The organism is Mesorhizobium sp. 8, from assembly GCF_006351905.1.
Classification (GTDB): Bacteria; Pseudomonadota; Alphaproteobacteria; order Rhizobiales; family Rhizobiaceae; genus Mesorhizobium; species Mesorhizobium composti.
Window position 1 is genome coordinate 4,189,948 of the sequence record NZ_CP040914.1, and the last position, 19,433, is coordinate 4,209,380.

The 19,433-nt window shown below is 65.8% G+C and carries 19 protein-coding genes; 13 read left to right on the forward strand and 6 right to left on the reverse strand.

Translation table 11 applies throughout. The features are described 5' to 3' along the window. The first annotated feature begins 103 nt into the window (after positions 1 to 103). The 8 genes from rocF (at position 104) to pobA (ending at position 7,226) form a co-directional block, all read left to right on the forward strand. A complete protein-coding gene (gene rocF / locus FGU64_RS20120; protein WP_139954758.1) occupies positions 104 to 1,036 on the forward strand; it encodes an arginase in 933 nt (310 codons plus the stop codon). A 2-nt stretch (positions 1,037 to 1,038) separates the two neighbouring features. Beyond that, on the forward strand, positions 1,039 to 2,088 hold the full coding sequence (locus tag FGU64_RS20125) for an ornithine cyclodeaminase (RefSeq protein ID WP_139954759.1): 1,050 nt from the start codon (positions 1,039 to 1,041) through the stop codon (positions 2,086 to 2,088). A 208-nt stretch (positions 2,089 to 2,296) separates the two neighbouring features. Beyond that, on the forward strand, positions 2,297 to 3,091 hold the full coding sequence (gene pcaD / locus FGU64_RS20130) for a 3-oxoadipate enol-lactonase (RefSeq protein WP_139954760.1): 795 nt from the start codon (positions 2,297 to 2,299) through the stop codon (positions 3,089 to 3,091). After that, positions 3,084 to 3,479, forward strand: coding sequence for a 4-carboxymuconolactone decarboxylase (pcaC, locus tag FGU64_RS20135; protein WP_139954761.1), 396 nt, complete (start codon positions 3,084 to 3,086; stop codon positions 3,477 to 3,479). The genes pcaD and pcaC overlap by 8 nt, the downstream gene beginning before the upstream one ends. 17 nt (positions 3,480 to 3,496) lie before the next feature. After that, a complete protein-coding gene (pcaH, locus tag FGU64_RS20140) occupies positions 3,497 to 4,246 on the forward strand; it encodes a protocatechuate 3,4-dioxygenase subunit beta (RefSeq protein ID WP_139954762.1) in 750 nt (249 codons plus the stop codon). Next, positions 4,246 to 4,872 (forward strand): protocatechuate 3,4-dioxygenase subunit alpha, encoded by a 627-nt coding sequence (gene pcaG, locus FGU64_RS20145; protein ID WP_139954763.1) that lies wholly within the window; start codon positions 4,246 to 4,248, stop codon positions 4,870 to 4,872. The genes pcaH and pcaG overlap by 1 nt, the downstream gene beginning before the upstream one ends. A 63-nt stretch (positions 4,873 to 4,935) precedes the next feature. Then, positions 4,936 to 6,009 (forward strand): 3-carboxy-cis,cis-muconate cycloisomerase, encoded by a 1,074-nt coding sequence (locus FGU64_RS20150; protein ID WP_139954764.1) that lies wholly within the window; start codon positions 4,936 to 4,938, stop codon positions 6,007 to 6,009. Between the two features lie 29 nt (positions 6,010 to 6,038). Beyond that, complete coding sequence (gene pobA, locus FGU64_RS20155) at positions 6,039 to 7,226, forward strand: 4-hydroxybenzoate 3-monooxygenase (RefSeq protein ID WP_139955474.1); 1,188 nt, start codon at positions 6,039 to 6,041, stop codon at positions 7,224 to 7,226. Here pobA and FGU64_RS20160 read toward each other — a convergent pair. Both FGU64_RS20160 and FGU64_RS20165 read right to left on the reverse strand, forming a co-directional pair. Beyond that, entirely contained in the window at positions 7,216 to 8,295 is a 1,080-nt protein-coding gene (locus FGU64_RS20160) for a quinone-dependent dihydroorotate dehydrogenase (protein ID WP_139954765.1), read from the reverse strand. The two genes, pobA and FGU64_RS20160, sit on opposite strands and share 11 nt — an antisense overlap. Then, complete coding sequence (locus FGU64_RS20165; RefSeq protein WP_139954766.1) at positions 8,292 to 8,642, reverse strand: DUF952 domain-containing protein; 351 nt, start codon at positions 8,640 to 8,642, stop codon at positions 8,292 to 8,294. The genes FGU64_RS20160 and FGU64_RS20165 overlap by 4 nt, the downstream gene beginning before the upstream one ends. A gap of 119 nt (positions 8,643 to 8,761) precedes the next feature. Here FGU64_RS20165 and FGU64_RS20170 point away from each other — a divergent pair, with 119 nt between their 5' ends. Continuing rightward, a complete protein-coding gene (locus FGU64_RS20170) occupies positions 8,762 to 9,181 on the forward strand; it encodes a hypothetical protein (RefSeq protein WP_139954767.1) in 420 nt (139 codons plus the stop codon). Between the two features lie 116 nt (positions 9,182 to 9,297). Continuing rightward, positions 9,298 to 9,957, forward strand: a complete 660-nt coding sequence (locus tag FGU64_RS20175; RefSeq protein ID WP_139954768.1) for a response regulator transcription factor — start codon at positions 9,298 to 9,300, stop codon at positions 9,955 to 9,957. A gap of 8 nt (positions 9,958 to 9,965) precedes the next feature. On the opposite strand, the gene FGU64_RS20180 is transcribed toward FGU64_RS20175, so the two are convergent. After that, a complete protein-coding gene (locus tag FGU64_RS20180) occupies positions 9,966 to 13,448 on the reverse strand; it encodes a PAS domain-containing hybrid sensor histidine kinase/response regulator (protein ID WP_139954769.1) in 3,483 nt (1,160 codons plus the stop codon). 239 nt (positions 13,449 to 13,687) lie between these two features. Here FGU64_RS20180 and mscL point away from each other — a divergent pair, with 239 nt between their 5' ends. Continuing rightward, positions 13,688 to 14,113 carry a large conductance mechanosensitive channel protein MscL gene (mscL, locus tag FGU64_RS20185; protein WP_136358381.1) on the forward strand — a complete coding sequence of 142 codons (426 nt, stop codon included), beginning with the start codon at positions 13,688 to 13,690 and terminating at the stop codon, positions 14,111 to 14,113. Between the two features lie 103 nt (positions 14,114 to 14,216). On the opposite strand, the gene hemA is transcribed toward mscL, so the two are convergent. Continuing rightward, complete coding sequence (gene hemA / locus FGU64_RS20190; RefSeq protein WP_139954770.1) at positions 14,217 to 15,494, reverse strand: 5-aminolevulinate synthase; 1,278 nt, start codon at positions 15,492 to 15,494, stop codon at positions 14,217 to 14,219. 257 nt (positions 15,495 to 15,751) lie between these two features. Between hemA and galE the strand changes: the two genes are divergently transcribed. After that, entirely contained in the window at positions 15,752 to 16,747 is a 996-nt protein-coding gene (galE, locus tag FGU64_RS20195) for a UDP-glucose 4-epimerase GalE (RefSeq protein ID WP_139954771.1), read from the forward strand. A 163-nt stretch (positions 16,748 to 16,910) separates the two neighbouring features. Then, on the forward strand, positions 16,911 to 18,164 hold the full coding sequence (locus tag FGU64_RS20200; protein ID WP_139954772.1) for a D-amino acid dehydrogenase: 1,254 nt from the start codon (positions 16,911 to 16,913) through the stop codon (positions 18,162 to 18,164). 2 nt (positions 18,165 to 18,166) lie between these two features. Here the strand turns inward: FGU64_RS20200 and msrB are convergent, their stop codons facing one another. Beyond that, on the reverse strand, positions 18,167 to 18,676 hold the full coding sequence (msrB, locus tag FGU64_RS20205; RefSeq protein ID WP_139954773.1) for a peptide-methionine (R)-S-oxide reductase MsrB: 510 nt from the start codon (positions 18,674 to 18,676) through the stop codon (positions 18,167 to 18,169). Positions 18,677 to 18,785: 109 nt separating this feature from the next. Continuing rightward, positions 18,786 to 19,415, reverse strand: coding sequence for a class I SAM-dependent methyltransferase (locus FGU64_RS20210; protein ID WP_139954774.1), 630 nt, complete (start codon positions 19,413 to 19,415; stop codon positions 18,786 to 18,788). Positions 19,416 to 19,433 lie beyond the last annotated feature (18 nt).

The following is a 19,433-nucleotide window of genomic DNA, read 5'->3' on the forward strand; positions in this document are numbered from 1 at the left end:
ATGCCGATCATATTGCAAACTATATCCGACAAATTGGCAATTATCGCTGTTCGATCCGACGGACGATCGTGTTTGACTCGCCCTGACGCAGGAGATCGACACGATGCGATGCAGGATTGTTGGAGCGCCGGTTCAGGAGGGCAATTCCTACCCCGGCTGCGATATGGGGCCGTCGAGCCTGCGTGTCGCCGGCATCGTCTCGGCGTTGCGGGATCTCGGCCATGAGGTCGAGGATCTCGGCGGCATCCAGCCGGGCGCGATCCGACCCATGGCGCATGCGAATCCGGCGCTCAAGGCCTTGCCCGAAATCTCCGCCTGGACAGCGGCGATCGCCGAAGCCGCCTACGCGGCAAGCGCCGGCGCCATGCCGATCTTCCTCGGTGGCGATCATTCCATTTCCGCCGGTACGCTTGCAGGCGTCGCCCGCCGCGCCGCCGATCTGAAACGCCCGCTGTTCGTGCTCTGGCTGGACGCGCATCCCGACTTCCACACGCTGGACACGACGACAAGCGGAAACCTGCACGGAGTGCCGCTCGCCTATGCCTGCGGCCAACCCGGCTTCCGCAACTATTTCCCTGACCTTGCCGTCCCGGTTGATCCCGAGCGGGTCTGTACGCTCGGCCTGCGCAGTGTCGATCCGGCCGAGCGCACGGCGCTCAAGCAGGCAGGCGTTACGGTGCACGACATGCGCGCCATTGACGAACACGGCATCGGCGCATTGCTCCGGGCCTTTCTCGAGCGCGTCGCCAAGGCCGACGGCATGCTGCATGTCAGCCTCGACGTCGATTTCCTCGATCCCTCGATCGCGCCGGCGGTCGGCACCACCGTTCCTGGCGGCGCTACATTGCGCGAGGCGCATCTGGCGATGGAGATGCTGAGCGACAGCGGGCTTGTAACCAGCCTCGACCTCGTCGAACTCAATCCTTTCCTCGATGAGCGTGGCCGCACCGCCACGCTGCTGGTGGACCTGACGGCGAGCCTGATGGGTCGCCGCATCATGGACCGCCCGACCCGCAGCCATTCCGGGAGACACTGACCATGACCCAGCCTTCACGCCTTGCCATCGTTCCGTTCGTCAGCGTCGATTCGATGATGAAGCTCGTGCTGGCAGTCGGCGTCGAGCGGTTCCTGACCGAGCTTGCCGCCTATGTCGAGGAAGATTTCCTGCGCTGGGAAGCCTTCGACAAGACGCCGCGCGTCGCCTCCCATAGCCATGACGGCGTGATCGAGCTGATGCCCACCTCGGACGGCACGCTGTACGGCTTCAAATACGTCAACGGCCATCCGAAGAACATGCGTGAGGGGCGCCAGACCGTCACCGCCTTCGGCGTGCTGGCCGATGTCGGCTCCGGCTATCCGATGCTGCTCACCGAAATGACCATGCTGACGGCGCTGCGCACCGCGGCGACGTCTGCGGTGGCGGCGAAATATCTGGCACCGAAGGGCGCACGTACCATGGCCATCATCGGCAACGGCGCACAGTCGGAATTCCAGGCCGTGGCCTTCAAGGCGATTGTCGGCATCGATACGGTCAGGCTCTACGACATCGACCGCTCGGCTTCGGAAAAATGCGCGCGCAACCTCGCCGGCCTCGGGCTGGAGACGGTGATCTGCGCGTCCGGTCAGGAGGCGGTGGAAGGTGCCGACATCATCACCACGGTAACGGCGGACAAGCAGTACGCCACCATCCTGACCGACAACATGGTTGGCTCGGGCGTCCACATCAACGCCGTGGGCGGCGACTGTCCCGGCAAGACCGAGCTGCACAGGGACATCCTGCTGCGCTCCGACATCTTCGTCGAATATCCGCCGCAGACGCGCATCGAGGGCGAGATTCAGCAGCTCGCGCCGGACCACCCCGTCACCGAGCTTTGGCAGGTGATGACCGGCAAGGCCGAAGGCCGCACGGCGTCCAAGCAGATCACCCTGTTCGACTCGGTCGGCTTCGCCACCGAGGATTTTTCCGCCTTGCGCTACGTGCGCGACAAGCTGGCGTCCACCGGCTTCTACGAGGAACTCGACCTGCTCGCCGATCCCGACGAACCCCGCGACCTCTTCGGCATGCTGCTCAGGGCGGCCAAGTCGTAGCGCATGCTGTGACGCCTCCTGCCGTCCGCGCTCTTGACAGCTAGGGCGGTAGCGGTAGCTTTTGTTCGTATTGTCTTGCAATGTTCGCCATGCGCACATTGTCGATCCGAAGAAGGGCGCGGAGAGGTCGTTTGTGGTTCAATTCCAAGAGCGATCCCGTCCGGATCGTTCCGCTCCTTCAGTTCCATCGCGTCGGACTGCGCTGACCATGGCGTTCGTGCAGGCAAACGGACTTGCCTTTCATGTCGCCGATAGAGGCGAGCGTGAGAAGCCCGCGATCGTCTTCAGCAATTCGCTGGGCAGCGACTTCCGCATCTGGCAGGAAGTCGCGGACCGCCTGGGTGGACGCTATCGCATCCTCCTCTACGACAAGCGCGGGCACGGCCTCTCCGACGCGCCGCCCGGCCCGTACACGATCGACGACCACACAGACGACCTGCTTGCCTTGCTCGATCATTTCGGCATCGCCAACGCCGCCGTCGTCGGTGTCTCCGTCGGCGGCATGATTGCCCAGCGCCTTGCGGCGCGGGCGCCGCAGCGGATCAAGGCGCTGGTCCTGTGCAGCACCGCGGCGAAGATCGGCACGGCCGAAAGCTGGGCCGCCCGTGTCGAAGCCATCCGCAGCGGCGGCATCGCCTCCATCGCCGACGCCATCCTTGTGAACTGGTTCACGCCGGGCTTCCGCAGCGAGCGTACGGCTGACTACGCCGGCTGGCGCAACATGCTGGTGCGCATGCCCGTCGAGGGTTACATCGGCACTTGTGCCGCGCTCCGTGATGCGGACCTGCACGCCGATGCCGGCCGCATCGCGGCACCCACGCTGTGCGTGGCGGGTGCTCACGACGGTTCGACGCCGCCGGACTTGGTGCGAGCCACCGCCGACCTCATCCCCGGCGCCCGCTTCACCGTGATCGGGGACGCTGCCCACATTCCCAGTGCGGAGGCCCCGGACGTGCTGGCGGAACTGATCGACAACCATCTGCGCGAGGCCGGCCATGGCTGACGACGACACTCGTTACGAGGCCGGCATGGCCATCCGCCGCAAGGTGCTGGGGGATGTACATGTCGATCGCGCCGGCGCGCAGGCTGGCGATCTCGACCGCGATTTCCAGACCTTCATCGCCGAAGGCGTCTGGGGTTCGGTGTGGACCCGACCGCATTTTTCGCTGCGCGAGCGGTCCATCGTCACCATCGCCCTTTTGGCCGCGCTCGGCCATGACGATGAATTCGCCCTGCATATCCGCGCCACCCGCAACACCGGCGCGACGGTCGACGATGTGCGCGAGACGCTGCTGCACGTCGCCGCTTATGCCGGCGTGCCGGCCGCCAACCATGCTTTCAAGATCGCCCGCACGGTCTATGCTGAGATCGCGGACGGAGCGGAACGGTAGGCGGGGAGGGCGCTTCTTTGGCGGACAAGGACACGAACGCGATCCGCGACCTGGGGTCGTTCTACCAGCGCGACAGGGCCTGGCATCCGCCGGCCTTCACGCCGCAATACAAGACCTCGGTGCTGCGCTCGCCGCAGCACGCGCTGCTGTCGATGGAAGGCACCGTGTCGGAGATGACCGGTCCGCGCTTCGGCCATGGCCAGCTCGGCCCGCTCGACAACGACCTGATCCATAATTTTTCCAGGGACGGCGAGCCGATCGGTCAGCGCATCATCGTCCATGGCCGGATTCTGGACGAGAACGGGCGCCCGGTTCTCGGCGCGTTACTGGAATTCTGGCAGGCCAATGCCGGCGGCCGCTACCGCCACAAACGCGAAGCCTATCTCGCCCCGCTCGATCCCAATTTCGGCGGCTGCGGCCGAACCATCACCGACGACGACGGCCGCTACTGGTTCCGCACCATCCGGCCCGGCGCCTATCCCTGGCCGAACGGCGTCAACGACTGGCGCCCGGCCCACATCCATTTCTCCATCTTCGGCCATGCCTTCACCCAGCGCCTCATCACCCAGATGTATTTCGAGGGCGACCCGATGATCTGGCAGTGCCCGATCGTCTCGACCATTCCAGACCGCGCGGCGGTGGAGCAACTCATCGCGGCGCTGGACCGCAACAACACGCTGCCGATGGATGCGCTCGCCTACAAGTTCGACATCGTGCTGCGCGGCCGCCGCTCGACCCTGTTCGAGAACCGCATGGAGGGCAACTGATGGTGCAGAAGCTCGACATGTTGAAGGAAACGGCCTCTCAGACGGCGGGACCTTACGTCCATATCGGCCTGACGCCGAACTGGTGCGGTATCGACGGCGTCTACCCCGAAGATCTCGGCCGCGTCATGGTCGGGCCGCAGGCCAAGGGCGAGCGCATAACCGTCACTGGTCGGGTCCTGGACGGCAGCGGCACGCCGCTGAAGGACGCGCTGATCGAGATCTGGCAGGCCGATGCCGCCGGCCTGCACAACAGCCCGCTGGAAAGGCGCGGCGCGGCCGACCCGCATTTCACCGGCTGGGGCCGCCAGCCGACCGACGGCGTGACCGGCGAGTTCCGCTTCGAGACGATCAAGCCCGGCCGCGTGCCCTACAAGGACGGTCGCCTGCAAGCGCCGCATATCACCTTCTGGATCGTCGCGCGCGGCATCAATATCGGCCTGCATACGCGCATGTATTTCGCCGACGAGGAAGCGGCCAACACAGAGTGCCCGGTGCTGGCGCGCGTCGAGCACAAGGTACGCGTGCCGACCTTGATCGCGCCGCGTAGCGAAGGCAAGGATGGCGTGGCCTATACGTTCGACATTCGCTTGCAGGGCGAGAAGGAAACCGTGTTTTTCGACGTTTGAGCGACGATCCGCTGTGGGAAGGCCGACCATGACCGAGCTTCCAGCAACTCCCGGAGCGGTCCGGTGACCGGTGCCCCGTCCCGGCCGTTCCTTGCGGCGCTCGTCGGTGACGAGAAGGTCGAGGCGCTGTTTTCGAACGAGGTCGAACTGGCGGCGTTGCTGGCTGTCGAGGTGGCGCTTGCCGACGCCGAGGCGAAGGCGGGCCTGATCGCGGTGGAGGCCGCCGCTCGCATCGGAGACGTATGTCGGACATTCTCGCTGGATCGGCAGAGGCTGGCCGAGGGCCTTGCGCGCGACGGCGTCGTCGTGCCGGACCTCGTGCGTCAATTGCGCGAGGCGGTGGGCGAGCCGCATGGCGATGCGGTGCACAAGGGCGCGACCAGCCAGGATATCGTCGATACAGCCCTGATGCTGAGACTCAAGCGCGTCGCAGGCATCGTGGAGAAGCGGCTGGACGCTCTCGTGGCCGGCCTGCGCGACCTGGCCGCCCGCGACGGTGCCGTGACGCTGATGGCGCATACGCGCATGCAGGGAGCACTTGCCATCACCGCCGCCGACAAGATCGAGACATGGCGCGCGCCGCTCGAGCGGCAGGCCGAAGAACTGCGGCGGCTTGGCCCGTCGATCTTCGTCGTGCAGCTTGGAGGCCCTGTCGGCACGCGCAGCGGATTCGACGGCAAGGGAGACGTGGTGGCACGCGAAATGGCGAAGGCGCTCGGCCTCGCCGACGCACCTTGCTGGCACTCCGAGCGCGACCGGATCGCCCGTTTCGCCGCGTGGCTGTCGCTGACCTCGGGCCTGCTCGGCAAGCTCGGGCAGGATGTCGCGCTGATGGCACAGAGCGAGGTTGGCGAGGCTGAGATTTCCGGCGCGGGTGGCTCGTCTTCCATGCCGCACAAGGCCAATCCCGTATCGGCGGAGGTGCTGGTGGCGCTCGCCCGCTTCAATGCCGGCCTGCTCGGTACGCTCAACCAGGCGCTGGTGCACGAGAACGAACGTTCGGGGGCGGCTTGGACGCTGGAATGGCTGGTGCTGCCGCAGATGGCGATAGCGACGGCGGCAGGGTTGACGACCGCGCGCGGACTGGTGAAGGCGCTGCGCATCCGGCCGTCGCGCGCCGTGGACCGATACGACTGAGCCGGCAGGCCGAGGGGGAGGGGAATAAAATACGCACGCAAGTCGTCATCGTCGGTGCCGGTCCCGCCGGCCTGCTGCTCGGTCGCCTGCTCGAAAACCACGGCGTCGAAACCGTCATCCTCGAGCGCCGCAGCGCCGGCTACGTCCTCGGCCGCGTCCGCGCTGGCGTGCTGGAGCAGAAAACGGTCGAACTGCTGGAGCGAGCCGGCGTTTCGCACAGGCTGCATGAGGAAGGGCTGGTGCATGACGGCGTCGAACTGAGCTTCGACGGCGAGCGCCATCGCATCGATTTCCGCGCCCTCGTCGGCCGCACCGTCACGGTCTACGGCCAGACCGAGGTGACGCACGACCTGATGGACGCGCGCGCGGCGTCCGGTGCGGCAACCGTCTACGAGGCCGAGAACGTATCGCTGCACGGTTTCGATGGTGATTCGCCGAAGGTCCGCTACGTCAAGGACGGCATCGGCCACGAGATCGCCTGCGACTTCATCGCCGGATGCGACGGCTTCCATGGCGTGTCGCGCGCCAGCGTGCCGGCCGGCGCGCTGCAAACCTTCGAGCGCGTCTATCCATTCGGTTGGCTCGGCCTGATGGTGGAGAAGCCGCCCGTTTCCGACGAATTGATCTATGCCAACCACGAGCGCGGCTTCGCGCTCTGCTCCATGCGCTCGCGCCATCGCAGCCGCTACTATGTGCAGGTTCCGCTGGACGAGCGGGTGGAAGACTGGTCCGACGACCGCTTCTGGGACGAGTTGCGCCGCCGCCTCGACGCCGAAACGGCTGAGAGGATTTCCACCGGCCCGTCGATGGAAAAGTCGATCGCGCCGCTACGCTCCTTCGTCGCCGAACCGATGCGCTTCGGCAGGCTGTTTCTTGCCGGCGACGCCGCTCACATCGTGCCGCCCACCGGTGCCAAAGGGCTGAACCTCGCCGCCGGCGATGTCGGCCTGCTGGCCGATGCGCTGGTCGAGTTCTATGCGGAGCGTTCGGCGGCCGGCATCGACGCCTATTCGGCGCACGCGCTGGCGCGGGTGTGGGCGGCCGAGCGCTTTTCCTGGTGGATGACCTCGCTGCTGCACCGGCTGCCCGACATGGACGGCTTTACTCGCCGCATCCAGCGCGCCGAGTTCGACCAGTTGCGGTCGTCCGAGGCGGCCGCCCGCGCTATGGCGGAGAGCTACACCGGTGCTTTTGGCGCAGAAAGCGTCATGCGCTGATTGGCTTGGCTGCCCATGCGTCGAGACGGGTATCGCGCAGATCCCGGATCGAGGCCGCGCCCTCGCGGTCGAGCGCGCGGCTCAGGCCCGAAACGATCCGGCCCGGCAGCGCCGGCCCGCCATAGATCAGGCCGGTGTAGAACTGCACGAGGTCGGCGCCGGCGCGGATTTTCTCCAGTGCCGTCTCGGCTGAATCGACGCCGCCGACGCCGATGAGGATGCGATCCGGCCCGAGCAGCCTGCGCATGCGGGCCACCATGGCGGTCGAGCGCTCGAACAACGGCCGCCCGGAAAGCCCGCCGGTTTCGGTTGCCTTCGCCGATTTCAACGGCGGCCGCGCGATGGTGGTGTTGGAGACGATGACCCCCTCGATGGCCTTTTCGGTCACTTCGGCGGCGATGTCTTCGAGGTCGGCTTCGGTGAGATCGGGCGCGATCTTGAGGAAGACGGGCGGCTGTGCGGCAGCCTTGCCGCGCGCGGCCACGACGCGGGACAGAAGCTCGGCGAGCTGCTCGCGTCCCTGCATGGTGCGCAGGCCCGGCGTATTCGGCGAGGAGATGTTGACGGTGAGGTAGGAGGCCAGCGCCGCGAAACGGGCGACGCCGGCCTCGTAGTCGGCGACGCGGTCGGCGCTGTCCTTGTTGGCGCCGATGTTGACGCCGACGATGCCCCCGCGCCGCTTGCGCGCGACCAGCCGCCGTTCGGCCGCCGCATGGCCCTCGTTGTTGAAACCCAGCCGGTTGATGACGGCGCCGTCCTCGGTCAGCCGGAAGATGCGCGGTTTCGGATTGCCCGGTTGCGGAAGCGGGGTGATCGTGCCGACCTCGGCGAAACCGAAGCCCAGCGAAAGCAGCGCGTCCGGCACCTCGGCGTTCTTGTCGTAGCCCGCGGCCATGCCGAGCGGATTGGGAAAGGTCAGCCCGCAGGCCGAGACCGCGAGCCGGCTGTCGGGAGCCGGCCGAACGGCGACCGGCAGGCCTGAGCGCAGCGCCGCGATCGACAGGCCATGCGCGCGCTCCGGATCGAGGCAGAACAGCAGGCGCCGGCCGATCGCGTCGAAGGCGCTCATTCGTCCTCCAGCGGCGGGAAGATGTGCGACCCGTCGGCGCCAAGCGGCAGCGGCTTCACCCACGACACGGTGTCGAGGGCGAGGGGGCCGTAGAGATGCGGGAACAGCGCGCCGCCGCGCGACGGTTCGTAGCGCAGCGCCGGGCCGAGCCTGTCTCCGTCGATCGCAGCCACGAGCAAGCCGGATTGCCCGGCGAAATGTCGCGCTGCGGTCTCGCGCACCTGGTCGGCGGTGGAGAAATGGATGAAGCCGTCGGCAAGGTCCACGGGCGCGCCGTCGAACCGGCCTTTCGCTTCGGCCTCGCGCCACAGCGCCTGAGGGACTATCTTGTAGATGATCGCGGACATTGCCGCCCTATAATGCGAATGTCCGGCGCGGAAAAGGGCAGGGCGGGGTTGTCCCCATTTCGGGCGCAAAGCCCTGTCATGAAACTCGCTGAAACGGGTATCGGACGAAGGAGGAAGAGATGCGTTTTGCCAGCCTTGCTGCCTGCCTTGCCCTGATGCCGCTTGTCGCGGTTCCCGCCCACGCCAACGATGTCGAACGCTACAGACTGGAGAAATCCGCCAATGGCTACGTGCGCATGGACACCCAGACCGGCGCCATGTCGATCTGCGAGGAGAAGGAAGGCCAACTCGTCTGCCGCGTCGCCGCCGACGAGCGCAGCGCCTTCCAGGACGAGATCGACCGGCTCCAGGACAAGGTGAAGGGTCTCGACGAGCGTGTATCGAAACTGGAGAATTCTCTGTCGCAGAAGCTGGAATCGAGCCTGCCCAGCGAGGAGGATTTCAACAAGACGATGAGCTACATGGAACGCTTCCTGCGGTCCTTCATGGGGATCGTCAAGGATATGGAAAAGGAAGAGCCTGCTCCGCAGAAAACGTGAAAGGGAGCTTGTTGAAAGCGGCAATTCCAGTCTTTGCCGCTTGAAAACGCCGACCGTGGCCTCATAATCCGATCGCTGATCCCAGGACATAACAAGAATGGGGATTGGGAGGGACTATGCCTGGCGGCCACCGCTTCGTCATCGCCGACGACCATCCCCTGTTCCGAGGTGCCTTGCGCGAGGCGATCGCCGGCACCGGTGCCGTTGCCGCCATCCATGAGGCCGGTGACTTCGAAAGCGCCAAGGCGCTGCTTCTTTCCAATGGCGACATAGACCTCGTCCTGCTAGACCTTGCCATGCCAGGGGCGAGCGGCCTGTCCGGCCTCATCTCGCTGCGCGGCATCCATGCGACGGTGCCGATTGTGGTGGTCTCGGCGCACGACGACCCGGCGACGATCCGGCGCGCGCTCGATCTCGGCGCCTCCGGCTTCATCTCCAAGTCCGCCAGCATGGAAGAGATCCGCTCTGCCATCCAGGCGGTGTTGTCGGGGGATATCGCCGCTCCCATTGGCATCGACCTCGGCGTCGAGCGTGATCCCGAGGTTTCCGACCTCATCAAGCGGTTGCAGACGCTCACCCCGCAGCAGACCCGCGTTCTCGGCATGCTGGCCGAGGGCCTGCTCAACAAGCAGATCGCCTATGAACTCGGCGTTTCCGAAGCGACGATCAAGGCGCATGTCTCGGCCATATTGCAGAAGCTCGACGTCGACAGCCGCACCCAGGCGGTGATCCGGCTGTCCAGGATCGGCGGTGACCCGCTGCAGGCGGCAGGCTGATCCGAAGCCTATTCCGCCGCCGATGCGAGAGGGCGCACGCGCGCCATCATCGTGCGCAGCACCGCCGGCTTGAGCGGCTTGTTGACCACCGGCACGTCCAGCTCCGCCGCGGCGGCGCGCACCTCCCCTGTCCGGTCCGCGGTGATCAGCACGGCCGGAATATGCTCGCCGTGCAGCGCGCGGATCGCCGCGATGGCGTGCAGCCCGGTCTCGCCGTCGAGATGGTAGTCGGCCAGCACGATATCCGGGCGCTTCAGGCCGGCGCCGATCTCGCGCGAGCCTGAAAGCGTCGTCACGCTGCATTCCCAGCCCTCCAGCAACAGCCGCATGCCTTCCAGGATACGCGCATCGTTGTCGATGCAGGTGACCTTGAGCCCGGCGAGCGAGTTGGCGGGGCGCGACCGGGACGTTGCCTTCGCTTCGTCGTCCGTGACCTGCGCCGTCACCGGCATCAGCACGGAAAAGCGGGTACCCTTGCCCGGCAGTGAGAAGATGCGGATTTCCAGCCTCAGCACGCGCGCGATACGGTCGACGATGGACAGGCCCAACCCCAGGCCGCTCGCTTCGCGCGCCCCCTCGTCCAGGCGGGTGAATTCGTGAAAGACCGTGCCGAGCTTGTCGCCGGCTATGCCGATGCCGGTGTCGATCACCTGCACTTCAGCAAGGGATCCGCGCCGCCGCACCCCGACAAGGATACGGCCGCTTCGCGTATACTTGATCGCGTTGGAGACAAGGTTCTGGATCAGCCGCCTGAGGAGATTGCGGTCGGTGGCGACGCTGAGCGAAGACGGCACGATGACGAGTTCGAGCTTCTTGCCCGCCGCCATCGGGCGGAAATCCGTGCCGATCTGCTTCAACAGCCCGTCCAACCGGAACGTCGTCTCCTCCGGCTTCAGCGCGCCGGCGTCGAGTCGGGAAATGTCGAGGACGGCGCCCAGGATCGTCTCCACCGATTCCAGCGAGGATTCGATGTTGGCCGCTGCCTGCGCGGTCGGTCCCTTGCCGGCTTTCTCGATCAACGAGGCGCAATAGAGCCGCGCTGCGTTAAGCGGCTGCAGGATGTCGTGGCCGGCGGCGGCGAGGAAGCGCGTCTTGCCGAGATTGGCTTCCTCAGCCAACATCTGCGCCTGCGCCAGTTCCTCGTTCACGCTGGTCAATTCGGCGGTGCGGCGCGCCACCCGCTGCTCGAGCGATTCGTTGACGCGTTTCAATGCCTCCTCTGCCGCTACGCGCGGCGAGATATCGGCATAGGTGGCGACGATGCCGCCGTCCGGCATCGGATTCGAGCGCAGCTCCAGGGTGCGGCCGCTGGTTGTGAGCGTCATCTGCCAGGGGCCGTCGAAGGCGGTGAAACGGTTGAGGATGCCGACATGCTGGTCGGCGGCGATGTCGCCGCGCTCCGCCAGATAATGCAGGACTCGGTCGAGCGAGACGCCGACCTGTCCCATCTCGTCGGGCAGGTCGAACAGCGCGCGGTACTGCCGGTTCCAGCAGGTCAATCGAAAATCCTTGTCGAAGACGGTGATGCCTTGTTCCATCTGGTCGAGTGCGATCTGCAGAAGGTCGCGATTGTGCTGGAGCGCTTCCGTCGCATCGTCGAGCAGCCGCAGCGTGTCCTTGGTCTCGCGGTCGTTGCGCCTGATGAGCAGCGACAGCACCAGCCGTGCCGTCGACGAGCCGACCGCGCTCGCCAGCAACTGTTCGGAAAAGCGCATCACGTCCATGCTCGCCGGCTCGTTGCCGTGCAGCACGATGCCGCCGTCGCTGGCGAAGCTCTGGAAAGAGCGCTCGGTGCGCTCGACGCCGAGATAGCGCGAGATGGTGTCCTTGAGGTCGTTGACCGTGGTGGCGGTGCGGAAGCGCCTGAGCGAAGGCATCGGGTTTGCCTCGCGCGGCACGAAGATGGCGGCCTGTATGCGCTCCAGCGGCGCCGCCGCGCGCGACAGCGAACCCAGCACGTAGAAAAGGATGTTGATCGACAGGCTCCACAGCACGCCATGGTTCAGCGGTTCGGCGAGCGTCCCGAACAATGCCTGAGGTTTCAGGGCGGCCCAGCCAAACAGGCCGTTCGCGACGATGGTGTTGTCGGGCGCGGCGAGCGAGGGGAACAGAAGCGTATAGCCCCACACCAGGAAGCCGGCCGTCATGCCGAGGGCCGCTCCGCGCGCATTGGCGCCCCGCCAGATCAGCCCGCCGATCAGTGCCGGCGCGAACTGGGCGATGGCGGCGAACGACATCAGGCCGATGGAGGAGAGCCGGACGCTGTCGGTGCTGGCGCGATAGTAGAGGAAGGCGATGAACAGCATCGCGAAGATCGAGGCGCGCCTGACGTTGAGGATCAGCGTCGACCAGTCGCCGCTCTCCGAAGCCGCCGTCTTGATGACGCGGCGCACGAACAGCGGGATGACGAGGTCGTTGGAAATCATGATCGCCAGCGCCACGCTTTCGACGATGACCATCGCGGTGGCGGCCGACAAGCCGCCGACGAAGGCGATGATGGCGAGCGCGTCATGGCCGGAAAGCAGCGGCAGCGACAGGACGTAGAGATCGCTGCTGGTGCCGGCGCCGACTTGCGCCAGCCCGGTCAGGGCGATCGGCAGCACGAAGAGATTGATGGCGACGAGATAGAGCGGGAAGACCCAAGTGGCGGTGCGCAGTTCCGCTTCCGAGCGGTTCTCCACGATGGCGACGTAGAACTGACGCGGCAACATCAGCATGGCAAAGCCGGAAAGCCCGCCGAGCACCAACCATGTGGCGAGCGACGTGCCGGTGCCTATCGCGCGGCGCGCCTGCGGGTCCGCCGCCAGCGTTCCGATCATGTCGCCCGGCCCGCCGAAGACGGCGAACGTCACCATCAGGCCGATGGCGACGAATGCCGCCAGCTTCACCACCGATTCCACCGCGACCGCCAGAACCAGCCCGTCCTGGTGTTCGGTGGCGTCGGCGTGACGCGTCCCGAACAGCACCGCGAACAGGGCGAGCAGCATGGCGACGATCAGAGATATGTCGCTGACGAACGGGTCGAAGGACGGCGGCGAGCCGGTATAGTGCTCGACCATCAGGCTCACCGAGCCGGAGATCGCCTTGAGCTGGAGGGCGATATAGGGAACCGCGCCGATGGTGGCGATCAGCGTCGCTATGGCCGCCACGGCCGAGCTCTTGCCGTAGCGGGCAGCGAGAAAATCGGCGACCGAGGTGATCTTTTCGGCCTTGGCGAGCCTGACGATGCGCCTCAGCAGCGGGAAGCCGAACAGGAAAACCGCTGCCGGGCCGATATAGATACCGAGATATTCGAGCCCGCGCTCGGAGGCGAGGCCGACCGAGCCGAAGAAGGTCCACGACGTACAGTAGATGGCGAGGCTGAGCGCATAGATGAAGGGGCGCGCCTTGCCCGGTCCATGCACGGCCGAGCGGCGGTCGCCGAGGCTCGCCACGCCGAACAGGAGCGTGACGTAGAGCAGTGCGATGAAGACGATGAACCAGCCTTGCACGCCGCAAGAACCTCCCTTGTCCTGCAGGCAATCACAGCCGGGCGGGCGAGTCTATCGCGACCTTGGGCGTGGTGGCGCGCCGGCGCGGGGGCGTAAATATTAGCGTAGGATAATCAAAATCGGCACGACCTTTTGCCGATGGTGCGGCGTCCGCTTTTTGCTATTGTGCGGCGGCGTTGCTGCCGGATGCGTACGAATGGGGCGGCAGCAGACGAAAGCAAGGGGATACGGAGGACCGCATGCTCAAAGAGTTTCAGGAATTCATTTCCAAAGGCAATGTGATGGACTTGGCCGTCGGCGTCATCATCGGCGCCGCTTTCGGGAAGATCGTCGATTCGCTGGTCAACGACATCATCATGCCGATTGTCGGCGCCATCTTCGGTGGCCTCGACTTCAACGACTATTTCTTCGGATTAAGCTCGACCGTCACTGCCACCACCCTGGCGGAAGCCAGGAAGCAGGGCGCCGTCTTCGCCTATGGCAGCTTCATCACGGTGGTTCTCAACTTCCTCATCCTGGCCTGGATCATCTTCATCATGGTCAAGGCGGTGAACAACATGCGCCGTCGTCTCGAGCGCGAAAAGCCGGCGCCTGCAGCCGCACCGCCGCCGGCCGACGTTGCATTGCTCACCGAGATTCGCGATTTGCTGGCCAAGCGCGCCTGATCGGCGGCACCTCGCGATCCGAACAGAAAACCCCGGTCCGTTACGGCCGGGGTTTTTCTTGTCGCGTTGGTGAAGCGCCGCCTGGTTGTGGGCAAAGCCGGCGTCAGCCGCCGGATGTCGGCACCAAAAGCGGAATGATGCGCTCGCTCTCGGCGACGGCAGGGCGGCCGGCGGCAGCGTAGGGAATGCCCAGTGCGTCCCAGGTCTCGACCAGAGCGGCCTGAAGCTCGGCAATCAGCGCGTCGGTGTGGAAGGGGCTTGGCGTGATGCGCAGCCGCTCCGTGCCGCGCGGCACCGTCGGATAGTTGATCGGCTGGATATAGATGCCATGCACGCCGAGCAGGCGGTCGCTGGCCATCTTGCACAGTTCCGGGTCGCCGACGAGCACCGGCACGATGTGTGTCGGCGTGTCCATCACCGGCAGGCCGGCGCCGGCAAGCACGTCCTTGGTGCGCCGGGCCTGGCGCTGCTGCGCCTCGCGTTCGACCTGCGAAGTCTTGAGATGGCGGATGGCGGCGGTGGCGGCTGCGGCGACAGCCGGCGGCAGCGCCGTGGTGAAGATGAAGCCGGGCGCATAGGAGCGCACGGCGTCGATGACGCTCTGCGTGCCGGTGATGTAGCCGCCCAGCGTGCCGAACGCCTTGGCAAGCGTGCCTTCGATGACGTCGATGCGGTGCGCCAACCCCTCGCGCTCGGTGATGCCGCCGCCGTGCGGGCCGTACATGCCGACCGCATGCACCTCGTCGATGTAGGTCATGGCGTTGTATTTGTCGGCAAGGTCGGCGATCTGCGCGATCGGCGCGATGTCGCCGTCCATCGAATAGACGCTCTCGAAGACGATCAGCTTGGCGCGCTCGCGGCCCGCCGTCTGCAGGATGCTTTCCAGATGCGCCACGTCGTTGTGGCGGAAAATTTTCTTCTCGGCCCCGGAACGGCGCACGCCTTCGATCATCGAGGCATGGTTCAGTTCGTCCGAGATGATGAGACAGTTGGGCAGGAGCCGGGCGATGGTGGAGATCGCCGCCTCGTTGGAGATGAAGCCGGAGGTGAAGACCAGCCCCGCCTCCTTGCCGTGCAGGTCGGCCAGTTCGGTTTCCAGTTGCACCAGCGGATTGCTGGTACCGGAAATGTTGCGGGTGCCGCCGGCGCCGGTGCCCATGCCGCCGGCCGCCTGCTGCATGGCCGCCACGACATCGGGATGCTGGCCCATACCGAGATAATCGTTGGAGCACCAAACGGTGATTTCCTGCGTCCGGCCGTTGGCCCGCCACAGTGCGCGGGGAAACTGGCCGACGATGCGCTCCAGGTCGGCGAAGACCCGGTAGCGCCGCTCCGCGTGGAGCTGGTCGATAGCATCCTCGAAGAACCGCTGATAGTTCATGTCGTCTTCCCAAGTTTGCGCGGGATCATAAGCATGGGGCCGGCCGTCGTCCATTCCGCGCTTTCGGTCAAAATGCCACGCCTGCCACAGGTGATAATGACGCCGGCGGGGCGCTTATTGCAGGCTTTCCGGCAACTGGGTTTCACGACGATGCTTCCGGATGCAGCGCAATGTTACCACCGCTTCTTAAGGCTTTTGCGCTAGGAGGACAGCGGCGGACGGCTTGATACAGTTTTCACGCGAGCAAAGAGGTCCAGATGGCGGTTCTTGTGACGGGCGGCGCCGGCTATATCGGCAGCCACATGGTCTGGGAGTTGCTGGATGCCGGCGAGGAGGTCGTCGTCATCGACCGCCTGTCCACCGGTTTCGACTGGGCGGTGGCGCCGGAAGCCAGGCTGGTCGTTGGCGACGTCGCCGACAGGGACCTTGTCTCCACGGTGATGCGCGAGAACGGCGTCGATGCCGTGATCCACTTCGCCGGCTCGATCATCGTGCCGGAATCGATGGCCGATCCGCTCGCCTATTACGAGAACAACACCTGCAAGACCCGCACGCTGATCGAGACGGCGGTGCGGCAGGGGGTGAAGAACTTCATCTTCTCCTCCACTGCCGCCGTTTATGGCGGCGCCGGGATGGAGCCGGTGGGCGAGGACGCACGGCTGGCGCCGGAATCGCCATACGGCCTGTCCAAGCTGATGAGCGAGTGGATGCTGCGCGACGCCGCCGCCGCGCACGACCTGCGCTACACGGCGCTGCGCTATTTCAACGTCGCCGGCGCCGACCCGAAGGGCCGCACTGGCCAGTCGACGCCGGGCGCCACCCATCTCATCAAGGTCGCTTCGGAGACGGCGCTCGGCAAGCGGCCGTTCATGCAGGTGTACGGCACTGACTATGCGACGCCGGACGGCACCTGCATCCGCGACTATATCCATGTCAGCGATCTCGCCGCTGCTCACAGGCTTGCCCTGCAGCGCCTGCGCGCCGGCGGGGAGAGCCTGATCGCCAATTGCGGTTACAGCCACGGCTATTCGGTGCTGGAGGTGATCGAGGCCGTGCGCCGCGTCTTCGGCCGCGATTTCGACGTCCGCATGGGCGAGCGGCGGCCGGGCGACGCGACCGCCGTGGTCGCCAATTCCGATCTTGCCCGCCGCGAATTCGGCTGGAAGCCGCAACGCGACGACCTCGACCTGATCGTCAAGGACGCGCTGAACTGGGAGCGCGCGCTGACGGGCAAAAACTCCGTCCGCGCCTGATTCTCTGGAGCGTTTTGCAGCCGGACGGAATCATCTGGCGTTGCATAGATGCGGCTAGAATCTAGCGGCTGGACCAGCCGCCGAGGCTCGAAACGGCCATCGAGACACGCTATGGGATTGTCGGCGGGCCGATGGGTCACGCACGATCTTGCGTGAGGATTGCATGAGAATTCTGGTTCTGGGCGCCGGTGTCGTCGGCACGGCGGCGGCCGCGTATCTCGCCAGGGACGGTCACGAGGTGACGGTCGTCGAGCGGCACGATCAGGTGGCGCGCGGCACCTCCTATTGCAATGCCGGCCTCGTCTCGCCAGGCGACGCCACTGCCTGGGCTTCGCCGGAAGCGCTGAAGACCTTCTTTCGCGGCATTTTCAACCACAATCTCGGCATCCGCGTCAGGTTGCGGGCCGATCCCTATTTCTACCTCTGGAGCCTGCGCTTCCTGCGTCAGTGCACGACACCGCGCCTGCGTGCCAACAGTCTCGCCAAGCTCAGATTGGCGCTCTATGCGCGCGATTGCATCAACGAACTGTCGGCCGAGGCCGGCATCGGCTACGACGAGCGCAAGCGCGGCATCTTCTATTTCTTCCGCTCCCAACGGAGCTTCGACACGGGCTCGGCCAATTATCGCTTTCTCGGCGAACACGGCCTGCCCATCGAGATCGTCGGCCGCGACCGCATCGCCGAGATCGAGCCGGGTCTGGCGGCGGTGAAGGACAAGATCGCCGGCGGCATCTATTCTCCTGTCGACCAGACGGGCGATTCGCGCCAGTTCACCGAGCGCCTCGCGGCCTACGCGGCGGACAAACTCGGCGTCGTCTTCCGCTTCGGCACCACGGTCGAGGCATTTGACACCGAGGGAGACCGGGTACGTGCCGTGCGCACCTCGGCCGGGCCGCTCGAGGCGGACGCCGTTGTGCTTTGCATGGGGCCGGAGAGCGGCCTGCTCGGCCGTCGCCACGGACTCGACCTGCCGGTCTATCCGGTGAAGGGTTATGCCATGACCGTTCCGCTCGAAGACCCGTCTAAGGGGCCGACCATGGGTGGTGCCGACGAGGACAGCCTGATCGGCTATTCGCGCTTGGGCGACCGGCTGAGGGTTTCGTCCACCGCCGAGTTCACCGGCTTCGACCGCAGCTGGCGGCCGCGCGACTTCGCCTCGATCTTCCGCGCCGCGCATGACCTGTTCCCCGGCTCCTTCGACGAGAAGAAGGCCGAGCTTTGGGCCGGTTTGAGGCCGATGATGCCGAGTTCGGTTCCCGTCATCGGCCGTGCGCGCTATCGTAACCTCTACCTGAACACCGGCCACGGCCATCTCGGCTGGACCACGTCCTGCGGTTCGGGAAAGGTGCTGGCGGACCTTGTCGCCGGCCGCGAGCCGGAGATCGACACGCAGGCGCTGCAATACGGGCACGAATAGGGTCAGGCGGTCGCCGGCTTGAAGGTGAGCGCCACGCCGTTGATGCAGTGGCGAAGCCCGGTCGGCGGCGGACCGTCGTTGAAGACGTGGCCGAGATGGCCTCCGCAGCGCCGGCAATGCACTTCCGTGCGCACCATGCCGAGCGTCGTGTCCTTGTGCTCGCCTACAGCCTTGGGAATTTCCTGCCAGAAACTCGGCCAGCCGGTGCCGGATTCGAATTTCTTGTCGGAGGAATAGACCGGCAGGTCGCAGCCGGCACAGGCGAACACGCCCTTGCGATGCTCTTCGAGCAGCGGGCTGGAGCCGGGATATTCGGTGCCTTCGTGCCTGAGCACGTCGTACTGCGCCGGCGTCAATTGCGCCTTCCATTCGGCGTCGGTTTTGGTCACTTCGAACGTTTCGGCCGTGGCGGCGCGGGCGGGCTCGGGGCGCCCCATGCGCAACAGGGAAACGCCACCGGCCACGAAGGCGATGCCGGCGGCACCGTTCAGAAGAAAGTTGCGGCGGTTCATCGGTTCGATCCTTCCTGTCGTTTCTTGCCAGTTTCCCGGTTCGCGGGGAAATCAATTGCGGGTGAGGGCGACCGGCTGTTCTTCACATTCGCGGCAGGATGGGCGTTTGTTACGTCTCCTTGCGGAAAGTGCCGAAATGAAAGCGCTGCATCGCGCCCCAAGGCGTCGCGTGTTCATGGCGGCGGCTGTCGACGAGGCGGAAACCTACCCCCAGTGTCATAGCGAGGCTTTCGGCATCGTGGCGGCAGACCCGCAGGCCGCTGCATCGCTCCGGTCCGTCCGGCGCGAAGGTGCCGATGATGGCGTGCCCGCCTTTGCGCAGCGCCGAACGTAGACGTTCCACATAGGCTTTCCGGTCTTCGGCATCGGTCAGGAAATGAAAGGCGGCGCGGTCGTGCCAGATGTCGTAGGTGCGGGCAGGCTGCCATTTCCTGACGTCGGTCACGATCCAGTCGATGCGGCCGGCCTCGGGGCCCATGCATTTCCTTGCCGAGGCCAGTGCCGCCTCCGATATGTCGAGGACTGTGAGGTCGCCATAGCCGAGCGCCAGCAGCCGGTCGACCAGAACCGAAGCGCCGCCGCCGATGTCGATGACCGCGCTGTCAGACGTCGCGCCGGCTTCTTTCAACAGGTCCAGCGAGGGCGCCGGCTCTTCCTGATACCAGCTTACGCCGGTGACCGGCTTCGTCGAATAGACCTCCTGCCAGTGGGTTCTCGCGTCGAAATCGCCTGTGGTCATGTTTGAAGCTCCGTCGCT